The organism is Rhizobium hidalgonense (assembly GCF_005862185.2).
GTDB lineage: Bacteria > Pseudomonadota > Alphaproteobacteria > Rhizobiales > Rhizobiaceae > Rhizobium > Rhizobium hidalgonense.
The window spans coordinates 976,850-999,740 of record NZ_CP054028.1 but is presented as its reverse complement, the minus strand read 5'-3'; the positions used below and the strand labels follow the sequence as shown (position 1 = coordinate 999,740).

General features: G+C 59.3%; 19 protein-coding genes and 1 pseudogene. 17 read left to right on the top strand and 3 right to left on the bottom strand.

All coding sequences use genetic code 11. The features are described from left to right. Positions 1-75: 75 nt before the first annotated feature. The 9 genes and pseudogenes from FFM81_RS25905 to FFM81_RS25870 all read left to right on the top strand — a co-directional run bounded on the left by FFM81_RS25905 (position 76) and on the right by FFM81_RS25870 (position 10,286). Positions 76-1,263: a polyamine ABC transporter substrate-binding protein gene (locus tag FFM81_RS25905; protein WP_246401249.1), complete on the top strand. Its 1,188-nt coding sequence runs from the start codon at positions 76-78 to the stop codon at positions 1,261-1,263. A gap of 54 nt (positions 1,264-1,317) precedes the next feature. Next, positions 1,318-2,358, top strand: coding sequence for an ABC transporter ATP-binding protein (locus FFM81_RS25900; protein ID WP_246401246.1), 1,041 nt, complete (start codon positions 1,318-1,320; stop codon positions 2,356-2,358). A gap of 5 nt (positions 2,359-2,363) precedes the next feature. After that, positions 2,364-3,254 carry an ABC transporter permease gene (locus tag FFM81_RS25895; protein WP_246401244.1) on the top strand — a complete coding sequence of 297 codons (891 nt, stop codon included), beginning with the start codon at positions 2,364-2,366 and terminating at the stop codon, positions 3,252-3,254. Positions 3,255-3,256: 2 nt separating this feature from the next. Further along, positions 3,257-4,054, top strand: coding sequence for an ABC transporter permease (locus tag FFM81_RS25890; protein WP_138386170.1), 798 nt, complete (start codon positions 3,257-3,259; stop codon positions 4,052-4,054). Positions 4,055-4,175: 121 nt separating this feature from the next. Further along, entirely contained in the window at positions 4,176-6,632 is a 2,457-nt protein-coding gene (locus tag FFM81_RS25885; RefSeq protein WP_425504978.1) for an aminotransferase class III-fold pyridoxal phosphate-dependent enzyme, read from the top strand. 11 nt (positions 6,633-6,643) lie between these two features. Then, positions 6,644-7,615, top strand: a complete 972-nt coding sequence (locus FFM81_RS25880) for an acetylxylan esterase (protein WP_138386168.1) — start codon at positions 6,644-6,646, stop codon at positions 7,613-7,615. A gap of 724 nt (positions 7,616-8,339) precedes the next feature. Then, a complete protein-coding gene (locus tag FFM81_RS25875) occupies positions 8,340-9,176 on the top strand; it encodes an alpha/beta fold hydrolase (RefSeq protein WP_138386166.1) in 837 nt (278 codons plus the stop codon). Positions 9,177-9,343: 167 nt separating this feature from the next. Next, positions 9,344-9,484, top strand: a pseudogene (locus tag FFM81_RS32875) (RidA family protein); the annotation flags it as partial. An 88-nt stretch (positions 9,485-9,572) separates the two neighbouring features. Beyond that, a complete protein-coding gene (locus tag FFM81_RS25870; RefSeq protein ID WP_138386165.1) occupies positions 9,573-10,286 on the top strand; it encodes a gamma-glutamylcyclotransferase in 714 nt (237 codons plus the stop codon). Positions 10,287-10,351: 65 nt separating this feature from the next. On the opposite strand, the gene FFM81_RS25865 is transcribed toward FFM81_RS25870, so the two are convergent. Then, positions 10,352-11,251, bottom strand: coding sequence for a LysR family transcriptional regulator (locus tag FFM81_RS25865; protein ID WP_138386164.1), 900 nt, complete (start codon positions 11,249-11,251; stop codon positions 10,352-10,354). Between the two features lie 116 nt (positions 11,252-11,367). On the opposite strand from FFM81_RS25865, the gene FFM81_RS25860 reads away from it, so the two are divergent. From FFM81_RS25860 to FFM81_RS25830, 7 genes are all read left to right on the top strand, one after another. Next, positions 11,368-12,300: a VOC family protein gene (locus FFM81_RS25860; protein ID WP_138386163.1), complete on the top strand. Its 933-nt coding sequence runs from the start codon at positions 11,368-11,370 to the stop codon at positions 12,298-12,300. A 310-nt stretch (positions 12,301-12,610) separates the two neighbouring features. Beyond that, entirely contained in the window at positions 12,611-13,300 is a 690-nt protein-coding gene (locus FFM81_RS25855; protein WP_003567821.1) for a hydrolase, read from the top strand. A gap of 64 nt (positions 13,301-13,364) precedes the next feature. Beyond that, the gene (locus FFM81_RS25850; protein WP_003567820.1) at positions 13,365-13,652 is read left to right on the top strand and encodes a XapX domain-containing protein; all 288 of its coding nucleotides are present in this window, start codon (positions 13,365-13,367) and stop codon (positions 13,650-13,652) included. Beyond that, positions 13,652-15,634, top strand: coding sequence for an amidohydrolase (locus tag FFM81_RS25845; RefSeq protein ID WP_138386162.1), 1,983 nt, complete (start codon positions 13,652-13,654; stop codon positions 15,632-15,634). The genes FFM81_RS25850 and FFM81_RS25845 overlap by 1 nt, the downstream gene beginning before the upstream one ends. Positions 15,635-15,795: 161 nt before the next feature. Continuing rightward, entirely contained in the window at positions 15,796-16,239 is a 444-nt protein-coding gene (locus FFM81_RS25840; RefSeq protein ID WP_138386161.1) for a DoxX family protein, read from the top strand. Continuing rightward, positions 16,236-17,834: an MFS transporter gene (locus tag FFM81_RS25835; protein WP_138386160.1), complete on the top strand. Its 1,599-nt coding sequence runs from the start codon at positions 16,236-16,238 to the stop codon at positions 17,832-17,834. The genes FFM81_RS25840 and FFM81_RS25835 overlap by 4 nt, the downstream gene beginning before the upstream one ends. Positions 17,835-18,221: 387 nt before the next feature. Beyond that, positions 18,222-18,518: a type II toxin-antitoxin system TacA family antitoxin gene (locus tag FFM81_RS25830; RefSeq protein ID WP_138386159.1), complete on the top strand. Its 297-nt coding sequence runs from the start codon at positions 18,222-18,224 to the stop codon at positions 18,516-18,518. A gap of 118 nt (positions 18,519-18,636) precedes the next feature. Here the strand turns inward: FFM81_RS25830 and FFM81_RS25825 are convergent, their stop codons facing one another. Next, positions 18,637-19,917: a DUF3422 domain-containing protein gene (locus tag FFM81_RS25825; RefSeq protein WP_138386253.1), complete on the bottom strand. Its 1,281-nt coding sequence runs from the start codon at positions 19,915-19,917 to the stop codon at positions 18,637-18,639. Between the two features lie 545 nt (positions 19,918-20,462). On the opposite strand from FFM81_RS25825, the gene FFM81_RS25820 reads away from it, so the two are divergent. Beyond that, on the top strand, positions 20,463-21,890 hold the full coding sequence (locus FFM81_RS25820; protein WP_173883847.1) for an aldehyde dehydrogenase family protein: 1,428 nt from the start codon (positions 20,463-20,465) through the stop codon (positions 21,888-21,890). Here the strand turns inward: FFM81_RS25820 and FFM81_RS25815 are convergent. Then, positions 21,884-22,813, bottom strand: coding sequence for a LysR family transcriptional regulator (locus FFM81_RS25815; RefSeq protein ID WP_003567812.1), 930 nt, complete (start codon positions 22,811-22,813; stop codon positions 21,884-21,886). The genes FFM81_RS25820 and FFM81_RS25815 overlap by 7 nt on opposite strands. Positions 22,814-22,891 lie beyond the last annotated feature (78 nt).

Here is a 22,891-nt window from a genome sequence, read left to right as displayed (position 1 = left end):
GCAGTCTTCCTACTGTTAGATCATGAACATTGTTGAAGAATCCCGGTCCTTCACTTCGCGAAATTGCGAACAAAGGTGCCCGAATTATACTTTAAACGGATAGCGATCGAACATCAGACCATCTCAAATCGTCTGAAGATATTTTGTCGGGAGGGTTCCGTGAAAAGATCGCTGTATCAGGCTCTGAGCACACTCGCGGCAGCAGGTTCGCTGCTGCTCTTTTCGACTGCCGGTGCATATGCGCAGCAGTTGTTTATCTACAATTTCTCCGATTATTTCGCACCGGACACGATCAACAACTTCGTGAAGAAGTCCGGCATCGATACCCGGGTTGATTTTTACGATTCCCTCGAAATACTTGAGACACGGCTTCTGGCCGGCGGCAGTGGATTTGATGTCGTCTTTCCAAGCTCAACCGTCGGAGAGCGGCTGATTGCCTCCGGCGCATTGCAGCCGATCGACAATAGCAAACTCAAAAACTACGGCAACCTGGATCCAGAGCTTCTCAAGCTGCTCGGCCAGCACGACCCTGGCAATAGTCATCTCGTCCCGTATATGTGGCTGACGACGGGGATCGGCTATAATCGCGCCATGATCGAGCAGAGGCTCGCCGACGCGCCTGTCGATAGCCTGGCAATGGTGTTCGATCCGAAGATCGCTGCCAAGTTCGCGGATTGCGGTATAGGCATCGTGGACGCGCCGAATGAAGTCATCCCGATCGCGCTGAACTATCTCGGCCTCGATCCCTATTCCGCCAAGGAAGAAGATCTGCAAAAGGCCCAGGATCTGCTGATGGCGCTGCGGCCGAACATAAGGCATATGCAGAGCGGCAAGCTGATCGCCGACATGGCGTCCGGCCAACTCTGTGTGGCAATCATGTGGAGCGGTGACGTGGGGATCGCGGCCGCTCGCGCCAAGGAGGCCAATACCGGTCAGGACGTCCGCTATTCGCTGCCGAAGGAAGGAACGCTCGTCTCGTTCGATACGCTGGCCATTCCCGCCGATGCAGCCAATGTCGAGCAGGCGCTGCAGTTTATCGATTACATCCTCGATCCCAAGGTGATCGCTGATATCAGCAACACCGTCTTCCTCGCCAGTGCGAATGCCAAGGCCACGCCGCTCGTGGATCCCGCGATCACCACCGACCCCAATATCTACCCCTCTGACAACGTCCGGGCGAAGCTCTTTAGCGATCGCTCCCTGCCTCCGCGTCAAACCAGGGAGCGGACCCGGGTCTGGACCACCTTCCGCGCCGGCAACTGAGCGTAATATTTGGGAGCGGTGAAAGTGCAGCAGTCTTATTTGACGGTTACGAGCTTGAGCAAGTCGTTTGGCGGCTTCGTTGCCGTCAACGGCGTGTCGCTTGACATAGGCAAGGGCGAGTTCTTTTCGCTTCTGGGGCCCTCCGGTTGCGGGAAATCGACGCTGCTCAGGATGATCGCGGGTTTCGAGAGTCCCACGTCAGGGCGCGTGCTGCTCGACCAATCCGATGTCACCATGCTGCCAGCGGAAAAGCGGCCGACGAACATGATGTTTCAGTCCTATGCCCTCTTTCCGCATCTCACCGTGGCAAAGAACATCGGATTCGGTTTGGTTCAGGAGCGCCTGCCGAGATCCGAAATCGACAGTCGCCTGGCGGACGTCACCCAGAAGCTGCAGTTGAAGCCCTTGTTGGACAGGAAACCCTCGCAGCTTTCGGGAGGCCAGAAGCAACGCGTGGCCCTGGCGCGTGCTCTGGTCAAGCGCCCGAAAGTGCTTCTGCTGGACGAGCCGTTGGGCGCACTAGACAAGAATCTCCGCAGCGAGACCCAGGACGAACTCGTGCGCTTGCAGAAGGAACTGGGCCTCACCTTCGTCATCGTGACGCACGACCAGCATGAGGCAATGACCGTGTCCTCGCGCATCGCGATCATGGAGTCGGGCCGCGTGCTTCAGGTTGGCTCGCCGGAGACGGTGTATGAAGCCCCTGTCTCCCGCTATGTGGCGAAGTTTCTGGGCGAGGCCAATCTCTTCGACGTTGCGAGCGCTCGCGCGGAGGCCGGACAGGCAAGGCTCACGCTGGCGGGCTTCGATGGGCAATTTGGCGCGAGGCTGCCTGCGGGCGTTTCGCCGGAGGGTCCGCTCTGGCTCTCAGTGCGACCGGAAAGGGTTGAACTCTTCCGCAGCGGCGAGGGCATTCCCGGCGTGGTCGAGGACATCACCTACACCGGCGCTCAGCGACGCTATCGCCTGAGGCTCGCGACGAACTCGACACTCGACGCGCTCAAGGTCAACGTCGGCAGCGGCGACGATTTCGCCGTTGGGGACGCCGTTGTCGCACGGTGGCCGGATGACGCCGCTCATCTGCTCGGGGAGTGATCCGAATGATCGCCCCCTCCAATTTTCGCCTGAACCGGAGGACGCTTATCCTCCCGCCATTCCTCTGGCTCGGGGTTATGTTCCTCCTGCCGACCATTCTGGTGCTGGCTATCGCGCTATCATCGACACGGGTCGGTATGCCTCCGTATGAACCGCTCTTTACGTGGGAGGGCGCCCAGCTTTCCATCAGGCTCAACTTCGAAAATTTGGAATTCGTCCTCCGCGACGGGCTTTACGCAAGGGCCTACCTGAACAGCCTGAAGATCGCGCTGATCTCCACGATCGTCACGCTTCTTGTCGCCTATCCGCTTGCCTACGGCATCTCCCGCTGCCGCTCCCCTTGGCGTTCGATCCTGGTCTTCCTTGTAATCGTGCCTTTCTGGAGTTCGCTGCTGATCCGCGTCTACGCCTGGATGGCCATTCTCAGCAATGACGGTCTGCTCAATGTCCTATTGCAGAGTGTTGGCGTGATCGATCATCCGCTGCAAATCATGAACACACAGACGGCGATCTATATCGGCATCGTTTACACCTATCTGCCCTTCATGGTTTTGCCGATCTACTCCAACCTTGCAGGTGCCGATCGCACCCTTCTCGAGGCCGCGCGCGACCTTGGATGCAGCCGCTTTGGCGCATTCTGGCGTGTCACCTTTCCCCTGAGCTTGTCGGGTGTGGTGGCGGGATGTGCACTGGTCTTCATCCCCGTTGTGGGTGAGTTCGTGGTGCCGGACCTCCTCGGCGGCGCCGATACGCAAATGATCGGGAGGACGATCTGGATCGAGTTCTTCAACAACCGGGACTGGCCCGTTGCCGCAGCGGTTACGGTGCTGTTGGTGCTGCTTCTCGTCATCCCGATCACGCTGCTGCAATCGCAGCTTTCCAAAGGGAGAGTCTGAGGATGACAGTCTCAACCGGACCGAGCCGGTTCAATCGCCTGTCGATCGTCATCGTCATGGCTTTCCTTTATCTGCCGATCATGATTCTCATAATCTTCAGCTTCAACAAATCGAAGCTGGTGACCGTGTGGGGCGGCTTTTCGACCCAGTGGTACGCGTCCGCCCTTTCAAACGCGGCACTGCTCGATGGGGCGCGGGTGAGTTTCACCGTAGCAGCGGTCTCGGCGACGATCGCTACACTGCTGGGCCTGTTGGCCGCGCTTGTCATGGTGCGGATACGGCGGTTTCGTGGCAGACAGCTCTTCACAGGTCTGCTCGCGGCACCCATGGTCATGCCGGAAGTGGTGCTTGGCGTGTCGATGCTCCTGATGTTCGTGGCCCTCGGCATCAATCGCGGTCCTCTGACAATTATCCTAGCCCATGCGACATTCACCATGTGTTTTGCAGCGGTCGTTCTCCAGTCGCGACTGACGGAGCTCGATCCGTCATTGGAAGAAGCGGCGAGGGATCTCGGCTGCCCGCCAGCAACGGCTTTTCTGAAGGTCGCCCTGCCGAACATCCTGCCGGCACTGACATCGGCGTGGCTGCTTTCCTTCACTTTATCGCTAGACGACCTCGTCATTTCGAGCTTCACGACAGGGCCGGGTGCATCGACATTGCCAATGAAGATCTACTCGCAGATCAAGTTCGGGGTCACGCCCGAAATCAATGCAGTATCGACCATAATCCTCGGCATTGTGGCGCTGGGCCTTCTGATCGTTGCACTCACCACCAGACGCGCGGGGGAGGACTTGCATTGATGCCGATGCCGTTTGCTGGGCGAACATCGGCAGCGCCGGGAATTTTGCAGGCTTCCGAAGCGCACTGCCCGTCTTAAGACCTCCATGAGAGATCGTTCTGAATAGATCACGAGGTAAATCGGTGAACATTCCATCACAGTCGAAACAGGGAGCGACCGATGCCTTGCTTGCGAGCATTGCAGCGCCAGACCTTCCCCTCGCTTTAGTTCAGACTAGAGTTGCCAGCATTTATGGCCTTACTGGCACATGGCGTCGCTTGGGCGGGGAACGGGAACAGAATTTTCGCCTCGTGACCGACGATGGACAGCAGTTCGTCGTCAAGGTGGCGTCGATCGAGGAACCAACGGAAAGCTTGGAATTCCAGATCGAAGCTCTCGATCATGTCGCGGCGATCGATGCGCGCTTGCCTGTGCCGCGGGTCACGCGGACCTTGCAGGGCGAGCCCATGGGAAGCATCACCGACGAGAATGGTCAGATCCACATGCTGAGGGTTTTGAGCTTCCTGCCGGGGCAAACCCTGTTCAACCGGATCAAGACGTCCGGTCGCCCACTGCAGGCCGCCGAGCTGTTGACGCTTGGCTCGATGAGCGGACGCCTGGCGCGCGCGCTGCAGGGGTTTCACGGGCGAGGGGCGCCGAAGAGCATGCCGTGGGACCTGAAAAGCGCTCCCCTGCTGCTCGATCGGTTGCTGGTCCATATGCCTGAACGGATCAGGCCGGTCGCTCTGGCGCTATTGCCGGATCTGGCTCAGGCGGTATCGGAGCACCTGCCGAAGCTTCGCGCACAGGTCATCTACAACGACTTTCACGAATCCAACATTCTCGCGGAATTCGACCCCGTTTTCAACGTCCAGGGTGTCATCGACTTCGGTGATATGGTTTACGGACCAGTTGCGCAGGATCTGGCCGTCGTGATCGCCTCGCTGATCCACTGGACACCGGACCCGGTCCTCGCGGCAACCTGTCTTGCACGGGGTTACCAGCGCTTCATGCCGCTGGAGGCGGAGGATCTTGCCGTTCTGCGCAGGCTCGTGCTCGCGCGCCTGCTGCTGCAGGTCGGCATCGTGGCCTACCAGTCGGTCAATGGCCTGGATACGCCGCTCGACAACCTGCAAAGCTGCTACATGGGCGCCATCGAACGCTTCGCCCAGGTGACGGATGCTGCTTTTGTCGCCGGAATTCTGCCGTCAGTCGTGCCCGCGAGCGCGCCGGTCGCAGCTATTCCGCCTGTCTCCATGCCGCCTCTGCTGCAGTATCGCGAATCCGTGCTGGGCAAGACTTATACATTCTACAACGAACCACTTGAGCTCGTACGTGGCCGTGGCTCCAAGGTTTACGACGCGTCGGGCAAGGAATATCTCGACTGCTACAACAATGTTGCAAATCTCGGACACTGCCATCCCTATGTGGTCGATGCCCTCACGCAGCAGGCGAGTACGCTCAACACGAACTCGCGCTACCTGCATCGCGAGATCGTCAGGCTTGGCGAGCGGCTGTCCACGACACTGCCGCCACATCTCGATACCTGGATCTTCGTATGCACCGGCTCGGAGGCAAACGACCTGGCCGTGCGCATGGCGCGCGCGGTATCGGGCAAAGAAGGCATCGTCGTTACCGAAAACAGCTATCACGGCAACACCTCGATCGGTGCGCCGCTGTCGTTGATCGACTATGATGCCAGCGACCGGCCCGACTGGGTGGAAACTGTGCCGCCACCAAACCTATACCGAGGCCTCTACAGATATGGCGACAATGACGCCGGCTCGAAATATGCCGGCCATGTCGATCAAGCAGCGCGCGTCCTCGCCGACAACGGCAAGGGGATGGCGGGCCTGTTGATCGATTCCATTTTCGACGCGAACGGCGCGCTCGTCCCCCCGCCGGATTATCTGTCGCAGGCATACGCCAACGTCAGGCGTCACGGTGGGCTGACGATCGCCGACGAAGTCCAGATGGGCTTCGGGCGCTCGGGAACCCACATGTGGGGCTTCCAGGCCTTTGACGTGGAGCCGGACTTCGTCACCATGGGCAAGCCAATGGGCAACGGCCATCCGATTGCAGCCCTTGTGACCCGGCGCGAGATTGCCGCAGCCCTGCAAACAAGGGGCGGCTACTTCAACACCTTCGGTGGCAACACGGTCTCGGCGGTCGTGGGCAATGCGTGTCTCGATGTGCTCTGGGGAGAGGATCTGCAGGCCAACGCGCGAAAGAGCGGGGCTGTCTTGAAAGAAGGGCTCGATGACCTCATGAAGCGGCACGAGCTCGTCGGCCATATCCAGGGACGCGGTCTTTTCCTCGGCGTCGAGCTTGTCACGGATCGCATCACGAGAGCGCCTGCAAAACTGGCTGCCCGCTGGGTTCGCGAGCGGATGAAGGCGCTCGGCGTTCTCGTCTCATCCACCGGGCCGCTCGGCAACATCATCAAGATCAGACCACCTCTTGTCTTCAGTGAAGCCGATGCCGCCAAGTGCCTTGAAGCTCTGGAGAACGCCCTCTCGGAGGTGCCTGCCGAGCTTCGCCAGAAGATGTCTGAGCAAGGGAACGGTCACCTCTCTCACCATTCACCTCAAACTCGCTGAAGGAGGCGAACATGCCGATTGCCGATCTCGTACATCCCGAATTGGGCGCTTATGAAAGCAAGGTTGTGATGCCTGACGACTTCGTTGAGTTTTGGGCGTCCACGATCGCCGAGGCGCGAAGCGCGGGCGGGGCTGTCGACCTGAGAAGAGCCGAGACCTCGCTGAAGGTGGTCGAGACCTATGATGTGACTTTTCCCGGTTTCGGTGGTCATCCGATCAAGGGGTGGCTTATCATGCCGGCCATACGAGAAGGGCGCCTTCCGCTCGTGATCCAGTATATCGGTTATGGCGGCGGCCGAGGCCTGCCACACGAGCAGTTGCACTGGGCGGCCTCCGGCTATGCTTATTTCCGCATGGACACACGTGGTCAGGGCGGCGAATGGAGCGTCGGCGATACGGCAGATCCGGTCGGCTCCACGGCAGCCTTCCCCGGCTTTATGACGCGCGGCGTTCTTGACAGGAACGACTACTATTACCGGCGGCTTCTGACCGACTGCGTGCGCGCTGTCGATGCCCTGATCGATCTGCCGTTCATCGACGCCGAGCGTATTGCCGTCTGCGGCGACAGCCAGGGCGGCGGGATGTCGATCGCCGCCGCTGGTCTTGACCCGCGCATAAAAGCCGTCATGCCGGATGTACCTTTCCTGTGTGACTTTCCGCGTGCCGTCCAGGTCGCGCTCCGGGAACCCTATACCGAGATCGTGGGGTTCCTGGCTCGGCATCGCGACAAGAAGGATAGAGTCTTCGATACGCTAACCTATTTTGACTGTGTGAATTTTGCCCGGTTTTCGAAAGCGCCGGCACTCTTCTCCGTCGCCATGATGGACGAAGTCTGTCCACCCTCCACAGTGTACGCGGCGTTCAACGCTTATGCAGGGGACAAGCGGATGGTTGAATACGATTTCAACAATCACGAGGGCGGCCAAGCCTTCCAAGAGCGACAGCAGATGGCATGGCTCGGCAGCATCTTCAATATCGGGTAGAAATCGGGCTCCGATGGGTGGGTGCCTCGTTCAAATGGTGATCAACGTCTCCATTCCGGCAATCAAATGTCGCCGGGGGCGTCCACCAGCCGTCGTTTGCAAGACGTTGCGCGTAACAGAACTCTGACCGATCAGAAGCGCGATCTGATGTGGCGGTATCGAACGCTCGGAGGTCAGGCTAGCGCGGGCTCTAACGAGAAGCGGTCAGTGTCCTCAAGCCGGGCTCGGTCATACTCGAATATCATCGTGTCGGCACCGCGCACGCGATTACTACGTGCAAGCCCGATCTCACGTGTGTGGCCGTGTAGGTCGAGATGACCTTCTTTGGCGCGAGTGTTCCAGATACGACTTCCAACATGGTTGCGATCATCTGCCGGACTGTCGTCGACCAAGATCAAGTCATCTTTGCCGATGGATGATCAGGTTTGCTTAACAAGGCCGGTCCGGCCAGATCCCTCTCATTATTTCATACGAGGCAATAAATTAGAAATCATTCTCGCAATTGTGGAGGTGAGGATGTGACGGCAATATCACCTCTGTCAGACGAACAAAGCGTCGTCTGAACTTTTTTGATAACGAAATCACAGGACGGAGATGACCCAGCCTCGTTATTCCATAGGTCGCCGAGACGCATTGTTATCCGCCGCAACAGGGGCCATGGCAATTCAACCTCTCTCAGCTTCGCAGCCAATGCTGCAACTAACTAATCGAAGGAACCGAAACCATGGCATATGTAACCACCAAAGACGGCGTTGAAATCTTCTACAAGGACTGGGGGCTCAAGGATGCCCAGCCGATCATGTTCCACCACGGATGGCCGCTATCGGCCGACGACTGGGACGCGCAGATGCTGTTTTTCCTGTCGAAAGGTTTTCGCGTCGTCGCCCATGACCGCCGTGGCCATGGCCGATCCGCCCAGGTGGCCGATGGTCACGATATGGAACATTACGCAGCAGATGCCTTTGCCGTCGTCGAGGCGCTCGACCTGAAGAATGTCGTCCATATCGGTCATTCCACCGGCGGCGGCGAGGTCGCCCGCTATGTGGCCAAGCATGGCGAACCTGGCGGACGCGTCGCCAAGGCCGTTCTCGTCTCGGCAGTGCCGCCGCTGATGCTCAAGACTGAGGCCAATCCCGAGGGCCTGCCGATGGAAGTGTTCGACGGTTTCCGCTCGGCGCTTGCCGCCAACCGCGCGCAGTTCTTCCGCGACGTTCCGGCCGGACCCTTCTACGGTTTCAACCGAGAAGGCGCCAAGGTGCAGGAAGGCGTGATCCAGAATTGGTGGCGTCAGGGCATGATGGGCGGCTCCAAGGCCCATTACGACGGCATCAAGGCCTTCTCCGAGACCGACCAGACGGAGGACCTGAAGGCGATCACCGTTCCCACTCTCGTCTTGCATGGTGAAGACGACCAGATCGTCCCGATTGCGGACTCGGCGCTGAAGTCGGTGAAGCTTCTGAAGAACGGTTCGCTGAAGACCTACCCCGGCTTCTCCCACGGTATGTTGACCGTTAACGCCGACGTGCTGAACGCCGACCTGCTGGCCTTCGTCCAGGCCTGAACGCTCCGGTCGACGGGTGCGGCCTCCCGCGCACCCGTCGCCTCACGTACCAAAAGATCCACAGGCGCTCGGGGCACTGCCCTCTTCGTTAGGAATCCACCATGACCAACAACCCAACGCCAAAACGGTCGCCAGTCGCGGCGTCGCCCGGCAACGCGCCTTCGGATACGGCGTTCGCGGCAGGTTCGACGGTTCGCAGGCAAATGTACGACACGGACATGCCGCAGTGCGCCAGCAACCTGATCGGGGGGGTCGCGCTGGCCTTTGCTGAACAGATCGTCGAAATCTCATTCCGTACGGTGTTAGACGGCCGGTTGAATGATCAGGCGACAGCTACGCCAAGAACTGCCGGATGCTTGGTCCTCCGGAGCCTATCTCGTTGAAACGATTGCCACCATGCGAAAAACATCCACAGCCAGGACTCAGGTGCCGGTTGCCATGCAACTGACCCCGGACCTCGTAGCCAAAACCTTCAAGCTTGTTGAGGACGATGGCCCAGAGCCGAACTGGACGCCGATCTCGCCTCAGCAACTCGATGAGCTCGTCAACAGAGTCGAGCAGGAGGCCTGTGACGAGGAGATATGGGTGTTCGCTTATGGATCCTTGATGTGGAACTCTGGCTTTGAAGTGGCCGCAAGTGACGATGCCGTTGCTTACGGGTGGCATCGTGCGTTCTCATTAAGAATAGAACGGCTAAGGGCCACCTCCGATGCGCCGGGTCTCATGCTTGCGCTTCGTCCAGGAGGGAGCTGTTCTGGCCTCGTCCTCAAGCTCTCCTGCGAGACGAAGGAGCAGGATCTACGTACGCTTCTGGCGCGCGAAATCCGATATTCTGAGGTTTGCGACATGGTGCGATGGATTTCGGTGAAGACGCCAAAGGGTACACGCCGCGCACTGACATTTTGGGCGAGCACGAAGCGCTCACGGATCACGGAGAAGATACCACTCGACGACGCCGCAGTGTTGATCGCTCAGGCATGCGGACCGGCGGGATCGTGCGCGGAATACCTGCATCGGACGGTCTTGGATCTGGCGGACCGGAACATCTTCGATCGAAACCTGTGGCAGCTACAGCAAATGGTCGCCGCAAGACTACGGGCACTTCCTTAGGACGGTTCAACCTAGGAGAATGTGCACGTCTCCTGCAGATCCGGGATGATACGCGGCGGTATACGTCAATCCAACATGACCATGTGGGCCGCGACCTGCTCTTCGAAGAACTTCGAGAATGAAGCGATGCGTGGTGGGAGCGCTTGGTACGGCGGGTAAAACAGCGTCAGCCACAGGTCCGGCGGCGCCCATCCCTTGAAGACGTGAACGAGACGACCGCTCCTGACGTGATGGGCGATGTTGAATCCTGGAAGCAGCGCGACACCGGCACCGTCGGCGGCAATGTCCGCCAGTACCTCGCCACTGTTGGCGCTGAAGGCACGACCCGCCGAGATCGTGACACTTGAGCCGCCGTCGGACAAAACCCAGTTCTCGCGCCGGCTCTCGCCACTATAGGCGAGGCAGTCGTCCGGCTTCAATTCGTTCGGATGATGCATATCGGCGAAACGGCTCCCTGGGGCCGCGACCAGGATGCGTGGCACCACCCGGATCTTCCTCCAGATCGTGAATTTGTCGGAAGGCTGTGATGATATACGGATCGCCAGGTCATAGTCATCGTCGACGATGTTTACCAACCCATCGGACAGCGAGATCTCGAAGCTCATCTTAGGATACCGCTCCTTGAATCCTGATAGGATCGGCGGCAAAACCGTCTTGCCGAACCATGTCGGCGCACTTATCCGCAGCCGGCCCTCGTCAGCCTTATGCGTGTTCATAACTTCACGACGAGCTTCTTCGAGCGTCTTCACCGCTGGTTGGATCTGCGCGGCGAAGATCGCGCCGTCAGTCGTCAGCGAGACCTGCCTCGTTGTGCGCACGAAGAGCTGCACGCCAAGTTCCGCCTCGAGCGCTGCAATCGCGCGTGTGACGGCCGCGGGCGTCATGTCCAACTCACGGGCGACCTGGGCGAAATTTCGTTTCTCGGCTGCGAGCAGGAAGGTTCTGAGGGCTTTATAATCGTTCATGTCATTGTTTCAAGATTTGCAATTCAATCGAGAGGAATATTGCAATACCGGATGGCGATCAACGGGCGTAGTTTTGAGATTAACAATTTCATCAACGCCGACTGAAAGGCATCTCCATGATCAAGGACATCAAGGGACTTCACCACGTGACTTCGATGGCATCGGACGCGCGGCAGAACAATCGCTTCTTCACCGATACGCTCGGCCTGCGCCGCGTAAAGCAAACGGTCAACTTTGATGATCCCAGCGTCTATCACCTCTACTACGGTGACGAGACAGGCTCGGCCGGGACCGTGATGACCTATTTTCCGTTCCCGAACATGATGCTCGGCCGCCCCGGTGTCGGCGAAGTGGGCGAGACCCAGTTTTCCGTGCCGAAGGGTTCGCTGAAGTTCTGGCAGCATCGGTTCGCGACCCAGGGCATGGGCGGGCTAGAAAGGGACACCGTCTTCGGCGCCGAGCGTCTTCGCTTCATGGGGCCGGACGGCGACAGGCTTGCGCTGATAGAGGCGGGCGACGACACGCGCGCTCCATGGCTGGCGGATGGAATCCCCGATGATGCGGCAATCCGCGGTTTCGCCGGCGCAAGATTCAGTCTGCACGACACCGCTGCAACGGAGGAACTGCTCGGCTTCATGGGCTACCAGCGCGCCGAGAAAGAGGGTGACGTGACCCGCTTCATTATCCCCGGCGGCAATGGCGCGGACAGGATCGAGCTGGCAGCGTTGCCGAAGACGCCTTTCGCGCGCCAGGGAGCAGGTTCGGTTCACCACATCGCCTTTGCCGTCGAAGACCGCCAGACGCAACTCGAAGTGCGCAGAGCGCTCATGGATACAGGCTATCAGGTCACGCCCGTCATCGACCGCGATTACTTCTGGGCCATTTACTTCCGTACCCCCGGAGGCGTGCTGTTCGAGGTCGCCACGAACGAGCCTGGCTTCAACCGGGACGAGGACACGGCGCATCTCGGCGAGGCTCTCAAACTCCCAAGCAGATACGAGGACTACCGCGATGAGATCCAGGCCAACCTCGTGTCACTGACGGCATGAGCAGCAACAGACAATGCCGCGATAAGAGCGCCGCGTTCCGAAAGGGGGCGCGGCGCTTGCCTTTTCAGCGGCGCAGTCCAGTAATTGTTGCAAATATCGCAATTCAATAGAAATTCTTATTGCAATTCCGTGCCCGTCGGCCGCGCGCTAATTGTGTTTTCAGCAGCCAAGACAACGAGTGAGCGGCTCCGAGACGGATCCAGCAACTTCAAGGATTGCAGAACGAGCGTCGCACGGGCGTCCGATCAAATGCTGCTGCCTATTTATAACGCCGCAATAGGCGGTCCAAACAACCGAAGAGGAAGTGACCATGTCCAAGCTTCAAGTCCTGACCCCGGCAAACAGCCAGCTCATCTTCATCGACCAGCAGCCGCAGATGGCGTTCGGGGTCCAGTCGATCGATCGTCAGACGCTGAAGAACAATGTCGTCGGCCTCGCCAAGGCCGCCAAGATCTTCAACATCCCGACGACGATCACCACAGTCGAGACGCAATCCTTCTCGGGTAACACGTATCCGGAACTGCTTGCCGTTTTCCCGGAGAATGACCTCCTCGAACGCACCTCGATGAACTCCTGGGATGACCAGAACGTTCGCGACGCGCTGGCGAAGAACGCCGCCGAGGGCCGCAAGAAGATCGTCGTCTCCGGTCTGTGGACCGAAGTCTGCAACACGACGTTCGCGCTCTCGGCGCTCCATGATGTTCCGGAATACGAGATCTACATGGTTGCCGATGCTTCCGGCGGCACGTCCTCGGACGCACACAAATACGCGATGGATCGCATGGTGCAGGCAGGCGTGATTCCGGTCACCTGGCAGCAGGTCCTGCTCGAGTGGCAGCGCGACTGGGCTCGCAAGGAGACCTACGATGCGGTCACGACCCTCGTAAAGGAACATTCGGGCGCTTACGGCATGGGGATCGACTATGCCTACACCATGGTTCATGGCGCAGAAGAACGCGTCAAGCATGGCAAGCGCATCGGCCCGAACCCCGCAAAGTAGGGGCCTGATCAGACCGCTCCGATAACCCGTTGGAGCGGTTCTGTCCTCAATCGGAGAACATCCCATGAAACTCTATCTCCTATCGCTTGGCGCTGGCCTGCTCGTCGGTATCGTCTACAGCCTGCTCAACGTCCGATCACCAGCACCACCCGTCATTGCTCTGGTCGGCCTTCTCGGAATTCTTGTCGGCGAACAGATCATTCCCTTCGCGAAGACGCTTTGGAGAAGCGAGCCGGCGGCCATCTCATGGCTTCATCAGATCAAGCCGCACATGTTCGGGCACCTGCCCAAGGGTGGCGATCGCAGCAACATTGCTTATCAGGCAAAGGCGACTGTAGAGGAGCAAGGCTGATGACGACGCGCCGATCTTTTCTCGGAGGTGCATCGAGCTTGGCCTTCTCGAACCTCTTCTCACCAGCGAAAGCTGCCGATCCCAACCAGACCGGAGTAGACACCATGCATTCCGACCTGATCCTCCACAATGGCCGCGTGACGACCCTTGACCGGACCAATCCGAATGCAACGGCAATCGCCATCAAGGATGGGCTGTTCCTCGAAGTCGGATCCGACAGCGAGATCCTAACGCTGGCCGGTTCCGGCACTAAGATCATCGACCTCAAGGGCAAACGCGTTCTGCCCGGCCTGATCGACAACCATACTCATGTCGTTCGTGGTGGCCTGAACTACAACATGGAACTGCGCTGGGACGGCGTGCGCTCGCTCGCCGACGCGATGGACATGCTGAAGCGCCAGGTGGCGATCACCCCCGCGCCGCAGTGGGTTCGCGTCGTGGGCGGGTTCACCGAACACGAGTTCGCCGAAAAGCGCCTGCCAACCATCGAGGAGATCAACGCTGTCGCGCCCGACACGCCGGTGTTCCTTCTGCACCTCTATGACCGAGCGCTGCTCAATGGAGCAGCTCTCCGCGCTGTCGGCTACACCCGAGACACGCCGAACCCACCCGGCGGCGAGATTACCCGGGATGCCAACGGTAACCCGACTGGTATGCTGCTGGCCAAGCCGAATGCAGGTATTCTCTATTCGACACTTGCGAAAGGCCCGAAGCTTCCGTTGGACTACCAGGTCAACTCGACCCGCCATTTCATGCGCGAGTTGAACCGCCTGGGCGTGACAGGCGTGATCGACGCAGGTGGTGGTTTCCAGAACTATCCTGACGACTATGAGGTCATTCAGAAGCTGTCCGACGGCAACCAGATGACGGTTCGTCTCGCCTACAATCTCTTCACCCAGAAGCCCAAGGAAGAGAAGCAGGACTTCCTGAACTGGACCCAGTCCGTCAAATACAAGCAGGGCAACGACTACTTCCGCCACAACGGTGCCGGCGAGATGCTTGTCTTCTCGGCCGCCGACTTCGAGGATTTCCGCCAGCCCCGTCCGGAAATGGCCCCGGAAATGGAAGGTGAGTTGGAAGAGGTCGTCCGCGTGCTGGCGGAAAACCGCTGGCCCTGGCGCCTGCATGCCACTTATGACGAGACGATCTCCCGCGCCCTCGACGTGTTCGAGAAGGTCAACAAGGACATTCCACTCGCGGGTTTGAACTGGTTCTTCGACCATGCCGAAACCATCTCGGATCGCTCGATCGACCGTATCGCCGCGCTCGGCGGTGGCATCGCTACACAGCATCGCATGGCATATCAGGGCGAATACTTCGTTGAGCGCTACGGGCACGGCGTTGCGGAAGCGACACCGCCAATCAGGAAGATGCTCGACAAGGGCGTGAACGTCTCGGCCGGAACCGATGCCACCCGCGTCGCCTCCTATAATCCATGGGTCTCGCTGTCGTGGATGGTGACTGGCAAGACGCTCGGCGGAATGCAGCTCTATCCGCGCGCCAATTGCCTCGACCGTGAGACGGCGCTCAGGATGTGGACCGAGAAAGTGACCTGGTTCTCCAACGAGGAAGGCAAGAAAGGCCGCATCGAGAAGGGTCAGTTCGCCGATCTCGTGGTGCCGGACAAGGATTTCTTCTCCTGCGCCGAAGACGAGATCTCCTTCCTCGTTTCGGAATTGACAATGGTCGGCGGCAAGATCGTTTACGGCGCGGGTGAATTCAAGGCGCTCGACGAGAACGACGTCCCGCCCGCGATGCCGGACTGGTCGCCTGCCCGCAAGTTCGGCGGTTACGCGGCCTGGGGTGAACCGGAAGGGGCAGGCGCTCGTTCGCTGCGGCGCACCGCGATCTCTACATGCGGATGTGCGAGCAATTGCGGCGTCCACGGCCACGACCATGCCGGCGCCTGGACATCGAAGCTCCCGATAGCCGACCTCAAGGGCTTCTTCGGCGCTCTCGGCTGCTCCTGCTGGGCGGTCTAACGAACATTCGGCTCGGGCGTTCCACCGGCGCCCGAGCGTCCTCCATAATTGCCTATTGTGCAATTAAATCGAAACGATTGCTGCAATTGTTGGTAACGCGGTAACCAGCCAATATCGCTTCATCGAACGCAGCCGCTCGCGGCGAACAAGCAGGAGCCGATATGACCTACCAATCCCAACTACCCAACACATCACGGAGCGGCGCGGCACGCGTCATCGGATCGCCTGCCGTGCGCACGGCGTCGCTACTGGCTCTTTGCGCAGCCTACATACAGGGTCCGCTCAGCAAGATCGTCGATTTCAATGGCGCACTGGCTGAAATGGATCATTTTGGTCTGCACCCGGCCCCGCTCTTCGCGGTCGCGGTCATCGCAGTCGAGCTAACGGCGTCCGCTATGGTGGTCTCGGGTTTCCGGCGGTGGGCGGGCGGGCTCGCGCTTTCATGCTTCACCCTCCTTGCAACCTTCATCGCCCTGCGCTTCTGGGAGATGGCACCTGGGATGGACCGCATGATGGCCACCAATGCGTTTTTTGAGCACCTCGGCCTCGCAGGCGCCTTCGTCTTTGTTGCAGCATTCGACCTGACAAAGGGACCAGGCGCATGAGCGCCCCAAAATCATCCGCGGGAACCTTCGCGCCCCTCGCACAGCCCGTGTTCGCTGTCCTCTGGATCGCCACTGTTCTGGGCAACACCGGAAGCTTCATGCGCGATGTCGCAAGCTCCTGGTTGATGACGGACCTGTCCGCGTCGCCGGCGGCAGTCGCCATGGTCCAGGCTGCCGGAACCCTGCCGATCTTCCTGCTGGCCATTCCCGCAGGCGTTCTCACCGACATCCTCGATCGCCGCAAGTTCCTGATTGCCGTCCAGGTGCTGCTCGCCTCTGTCAGCATCGCGCTGATGGTTCTCTCTCAGACAGGCATGCTTTCCGTCAGCGCGCTGATCGGTCTAACCTTCCTCGGCGGGATCGGCGCTGCGCTGATGGGGCCGACCTGGCAGGCGATCGTGCCGGAACTGGTGAAGCGCGAAGACGTGAAGAGCGCGGTGGCGTTGAACTCGCTTGGCATCAATATCGCCCGTTCAATCGGGCCTGCTACCGGCGGCCTGCTTCTTGCAGCCTTTGGAGCCGGGATCACCTATGGCGCGGACGTCGCCAGCTACATCGTCGTGATCGCAGCTCTTGTCTGGTGGCCACGGGCCAAGAACTCCAACGATGCGCTTCAGGAGAACTTCTTCGGTGCGTTCCGAGCCGGACTCCGCTACACCCGCTCGAGCGAGCCACTGCATGTCGTGCTTCTGCGGGCCGCGATCTTCTTTGCCTTCGCCAGCGCGGTCTGGGCTCTTCTTCCGCTCGTTGCCCGACAACTGCTTGGTGGTGATGCGAGCTTCTACGGCATCCTGCTTGGCGCGGTCGGTGCTGGTGCGATCGGCGGAGCCTTCGTTATGCCGAGACTGCGCGGACGCTTGAGCTCGGACCACCTGCTTCTCGGCTCCGCGCTTGTCACAGCAGCCGTCATGGGTCTGCTTGCTCTCGCTCCACCGAAGTGGGTTGCGATCATCGTCCTTCTTTTCCTTGGGGGAGCGTGGATCACGGCGCTGACGACGCTCAACGGCACAGCTCAGGCTGTTCTTCCGAACTGGGTGCGTGGTCGTGGTCTTGCTGTCTATCTGACCGTCTTTAACGGTGCGATGACTGCGGGAAGCCTCGGCTGGGGTGCAGTCGGCGAAGCTGTCGGCATCCAGTCCACCTTGCTCATTGGAGCGGCCGGTCTGGTTGTCGCCGGGTTCGTCATGCACCGCGTGAAGCTTCCCACAGGCGACGCCGACCTGGTGCCGTCCAACCATTGGCCGGAACCGCTTGTTGCCGAACCGATCGCCCATGACCGCGGCCCGGTTCTAATCCTGATCGAGTACAGGGTCGAGAAGCAGCACCGGACAGCTTTCCTACACGCGATCGATCATCTTTCCAGGGAGCGCCGCCGTGATGGTGCCTACGGATGGGGCATCACCGAGGACTCGGCCGAACCCGAGAAGATCGTCGAATGGTTCATGGTGGAATCCTGGGCTGAACATCTTCGCCAGCACAAGCGGGTCTCGAACGCCGACGCCGATCTGCAGGGCAAGGTTCTGGCTTACCATCTCGGTCCTGAGAAGCCCGTCGTCAGGCACTTCCTGACGATCAGCCGGCCGGCGGCGGCGTAACACCGAAGTAGGAGGTGGCAGCTACGGTCGCCGCCTCCAGCCGAGACGCCGGCAGTCGTTCCCAAAGGATTGTGCACTGCTGGCTAAATATAGATTGCCGACAGATGTACCTCTTCGTGCGCCTTGCGCAGTGCGTCTGGACGCACGCCTGACGAATCCATTGCGAGCGGAGCCGATGATATGCCCGATCGGATCGCGACGCCCATTATGAGCCTAGACGCCGCATGGTCCGCCGTTCCAAGCAGTTGCCGCCAGCGCCGACGCGATGCCCTGGCGGCCGTTCCCAGTGAATACGCATTGCTGAGAATTCGGAGACCGGGCGGTTCTCGTTAAGGACATTGTAAAGATGTTGTCGTTACGCCATGTAGGTGCAAACAGGAGTTTGCCATGCCGACCTCACATACGAGCAAAAGCTCGGACGCAAGGATACCTTTGAATATGCGCATCAAGCCTGCGACACGCAACTTGATCGATCGCGCCGCTGAGCTGCTTGGTAAGACGCGAACGGATTTCATGTTGGAAGCTTCCGAGCGCCGAGCCGAGGAAGTGCTGCTCGACCGCACTATCTTCACGGCAAGCCCCGAAATCTATGCTGAATACCTTGCCCGGATCGATGCACCCACGCAGCCCAATGAGCGTTTAGCACGCACCATGTCGACCAAAGCACCGTGGGATGAGGCGTGACCCTCAGCGCACCGGGGCTGCGACGTCGCTGGTTGAGCTGCGCTCTGCCGTAACCGTGAACTATTCTCCAGGCTACCTTAACGCGTGTTCTACGCTGACTTTATCAGCGGCGCTGGCTCTAGTGCTCTGCCTTTAAAGCATGCTTGACGCGGAGGATAGTGATCGCAACAGCTCCCACCACCACTGGAACAGCAACAAGCATGATCACCGGATCGACGTGGAACCCCGCATGGTCTGACGTCTCATAGATAAATTTCAGCAAACTCAGCAAATAGTAGCTAATCGCAATGATCGAAAAACCTTCGACGGCGCGCTGGATTTTAACTTGGGTCGCAGCTCGATCAGCCATTGCCTGGATCTGTGTCGCGTTCTGGAACTCAATCTCGACCTGAATTCGGGTCTGCAGCAGATCGAGCAGGTGCATCGTCGCTCCCGATAGGTGCTCGAGCCGCAAGACAGTTGCCTCGCAGGTACGCACAGCAGGCTTGAATCGCCGCTCCACGAAGGTACCGAAACGTTGGAAGCCGGGGACATGAGTTTCCCGCAAGAGGGCTATTCTCTCCTCAACGATTTTGGCGTAGGCCGCGGTTGCTCCGAACCTGTTTCTGGTCTCGGCAGTGGCCGAGATGATATGCGACGAGAGAATTGTGATCTCCTCAAGCAACTGCTTGTGCTGATGCGCAGGGGTTCGCAAGTTGCGATTGGTCAATTGAACGAGTTCCGCATCGTACCCGCCGAGAAGCGGGGCGAGACGTCGCGCCTCTGGCAGGCCAAGCAGTGCCATCGACCGATAGGTTTCGATTTCGAACATGCGGCGTACCATACGCCCCAAGCGATGCGCATTCAGGTCCTTGTTGAAGAGGATGATTCTGCTTGAATTATCTCCGCGGACGCGAAAATCGGAGCAGACCTGCGCCGACCCACCACCGATCGATGACGCGGCGGTATCACCGAAATCGAAGCTTTTCAAAACCGCTCCCAGTTCGTCAGGGGGCGTCCCCAAGACAAGGATACTGGCGTGGCAAATAAGCCGAGGGGAGTCCAATCCTGCCAGCCGCGCAAAATCATCTTCCACCAGATCAGATTCGGGCCAGCGCTCAGGCTCTGAGTCCAATTTTCGTAGGCGAGTAATCGTCACGAACTCAGTATGCCGCTCGACCCTGACGGAAATCTCACCATCGGCTTCAAGGCTATCGTGAAACTCCTTGATCGCCCCATCTAACGGCATGAAAGCAACGTGCTCGACGATCGCCGGACCGTTGAAATAAATTGACGGGCGAGCGTGAAGCTCAGAGTTGAAGTCTTCTGTCCGAGGTCCAACAGTAGCTGGGCTGGAGACGTATCGTCGCGCAGCAGCCGCCGGCGCCGAAACTGCTTCATCTGCGCGATTTGAAGTCAAGGCCATCTTCCCCACCCCACTAAAACATCAATCGGGCAACCTGTATGAACCGAACGCGATCAACTTAAAAGCCTGGTCCGGCGTATCGTCGAGCGATGTGAACCTTTTTATCCAATCGATTGGCTCTCTTCTCATAGCGGAGGAGAGAGGCCGCTCCCAACTTGCTTGAACTCACTCGCGTATCCACTGGCTATGGCATGCCATGTATGCCCACTCATCAAGCTTGCTCAGCTACGGGCCTGTCGAACATTGGTGTCCGGCCCTTGTTTGGTTGATACGAGACGCTTTCAATTTACACGCTTCTTCCAGCTCTCGAGGGCATAAGCATCAATGGAAAAAACCTATCAACGTTTCGAGGAAGAGCAATCGAGGGGCGTTAAAGTACCCCGGCGGCACCTTCGATTTTCGAGGCCGGCAGACGAGTTTTGTTAACACGTTCCTTAAGCAACCGTTCATGCAAGGTAAATTGTCATCTTCGCATCTTTCCTGGCATCTTCACCAGGGCAGCTCGGACTGGCCGCACCGTTATGACTCGAGGTGAAATTATGCTGACCGAACGCGAGGATCAGTTTTTCGTTGGCGGTAAATGGCGCCAACCTGTTGATGTAACCCGTCTGCCTGTCGTCAATCCCGCCTCGGAGGAGGTTGTTGGGCATATTGCTGCGGGCGGTGCTAATGAGGTCGATCTCGCGGTCGCCGCAGCGCGCCGGGCCTTTTCCACCTTCTCTCAAGCAACGGTGTCGGACAGGCTCGGTCTGCTCCGCAGGATGCATTCTCTCCTGAAGGAAAGAGCGGAGACATTCGCACAAGCCCTTGTCATGGAAATGGGGGCGGCCGTCAGTTTTGCGCGGGCTTCTCAGGTTCCGTTTGCCGCCGAGCACATTCGCGTTCAGATGGAGATTCTCGAAAAGTACCAGTTCACGACGGTTGATGGATGCACCGCAACCGCCAAGGAAGCGATCGGGGTTTGTGCGCTGATCACACCCTGGAACTGGCCACTTTACCAGATCACGGCCAAGGTCGCTCCCGCGATCGCAGCGGGCTGCACCATCGTCCTCAAGCCCAGTGAGCTGTCACCTTATAGCGCACTGCTCTTTGCCCAACTGATGCACGATGCCGGCACTCCGCCGGGCGTATTCAATCTGGTCAACGGTACTGGCGAGAGCGTAGGCGCAGCGCTCGCCAGCCATCCGGACGTAGACATGATTTCCATCACCGGTTCCACCCGCGCAGGGGTACTCGTCGCGCAGGGGGCCGCACCGACTGTGAAGCGAGTGGTTCAGGAACTCGGCGGCAAGTCACCGAACATTTTGCTCGCCGATGCCGATTTCAGCGCGGCGGTAGCGAAGGGCGTGCTTGCCGGTATGCGCAATGTCGGCCAGTCGTGCAGCGCCCCGACGCGCATGCTCGTGCCCGCGCATCGGCTCGGCGAAGTGGAGGAACTGGCAAGCGCCACTGCGCGTGCCATCCGCGTCGGTGCGCCGCTTGACCCGGCGACGGAGATGGGTCCAATCGCCAATCGTGCTCAGTTCGAACGGGTACAGGTCATGATCCAGGCCGGTATCGATGACGGCGCCAAGCTGCTGTGCGGCGGACTGGGCCGGCCGACCGGCCTTGACAGCGGCTTTTTCATACAACCAACGATCTTTTCCGAGGTGACGCCCGACATGCGGATTGCTCGTGAAGAAATCTTCGGTCCCGTCCTTTCGATCATGCCCTACAAGGACGAGGAAGAGGCAATCGCGATTGCTAACGACACCGTCTATGGATTGGGCGCCCATGTTCAGTCTTCAGACCCGGAGCGGGCACGCCGGGTCGCCACTCGCATTCGTGCCGGCCAGGTCCATATCAACTATCCGGCTTGGGACGGAGCGGCCGCCTTCGGTGGCTACAAACGGTCGGGCAACGGCCGCGAGTATGGCGTATACGGGCTTGAAGAATATCTCGAGACGAAGTCGATCCTCGGTTATTGACCAAGCTTCTCCGCAGGATCGGCTCTCCAGGGCAATGGTTTCAGCGACTGGCGAAGCATTGTCAGAAATGCGGCAGTGCGCGCGCTTCGTCCGTGCCGCGATCCGAGGATGGCGACGATATCGGCCGAGGGCAGCTTCCAATTGGGAAGTACCTGCCTCAGCCGTCCGTCGGCGAGGTCTTCTGCAACCGCCCATTCGGAGCGCATCATGATGCCCTGACCCGCCAGCGCCCAATCCCGAATAACGGCGCCATCATTACTCGACATGACGGGGTTGACGCGCACTGTCGCAGTTTCCTGCCGTGATCCCCTAAACCGCCAGAGCGTTACGTCCTCCTCATTCTCGCGAACCACAAGGCAGCGATGTCGCGCCAGATCGGCGGGCGTAGAGATGGGCGCAGCCGAAGCGAGGTATTCGGGACTTGCGCAGAGAATCCGGTTGTTCGGCGCCAGCGTCGTCACCACTTGATCCAGATGCGCGGACGCTCCGATGTGAACAACCACCTCATAGCTGTCAACGATCAATGCCGTGGGATGGTCGGACAGTTGCAGGGTAGCGGTGGCACCACAATGCTCTCGAGCAAACGCCTCCACGACCGGGGCCACATAGATCCTACCAAAACCGTGAGGTGCTGCGACCCTGAGGTGCCCGCGGACCGCACCCTTGCGATCAGCCAAGGCTTCGGCAAGCGAGTCTATGGCATCGCTGACGATGACGCTGTGAGAAGCGACCAATGAGCCCTCTTCGGTAAGACGCAGGTGGCGTCCGGAGCGGTCGATCAGCCTCACCCCGACTTTCTCTTCAAGCGCGCGCAGCCGCTGGGTCACCGCCGGAGGGGTGACATTCAGCTTTCTCGCGCTTTCCGCGAGAGATTTCGAGCCTGTGAGGACCGAAAAGAAGGCGAGATCGTCAGACGTGAGCATTAACCGTCACCTGAAGCCATCATTCATGACCCATTAATTGCCATCTTTATGGTTCTGCGGCAAGGTGAGTTTCAAGTC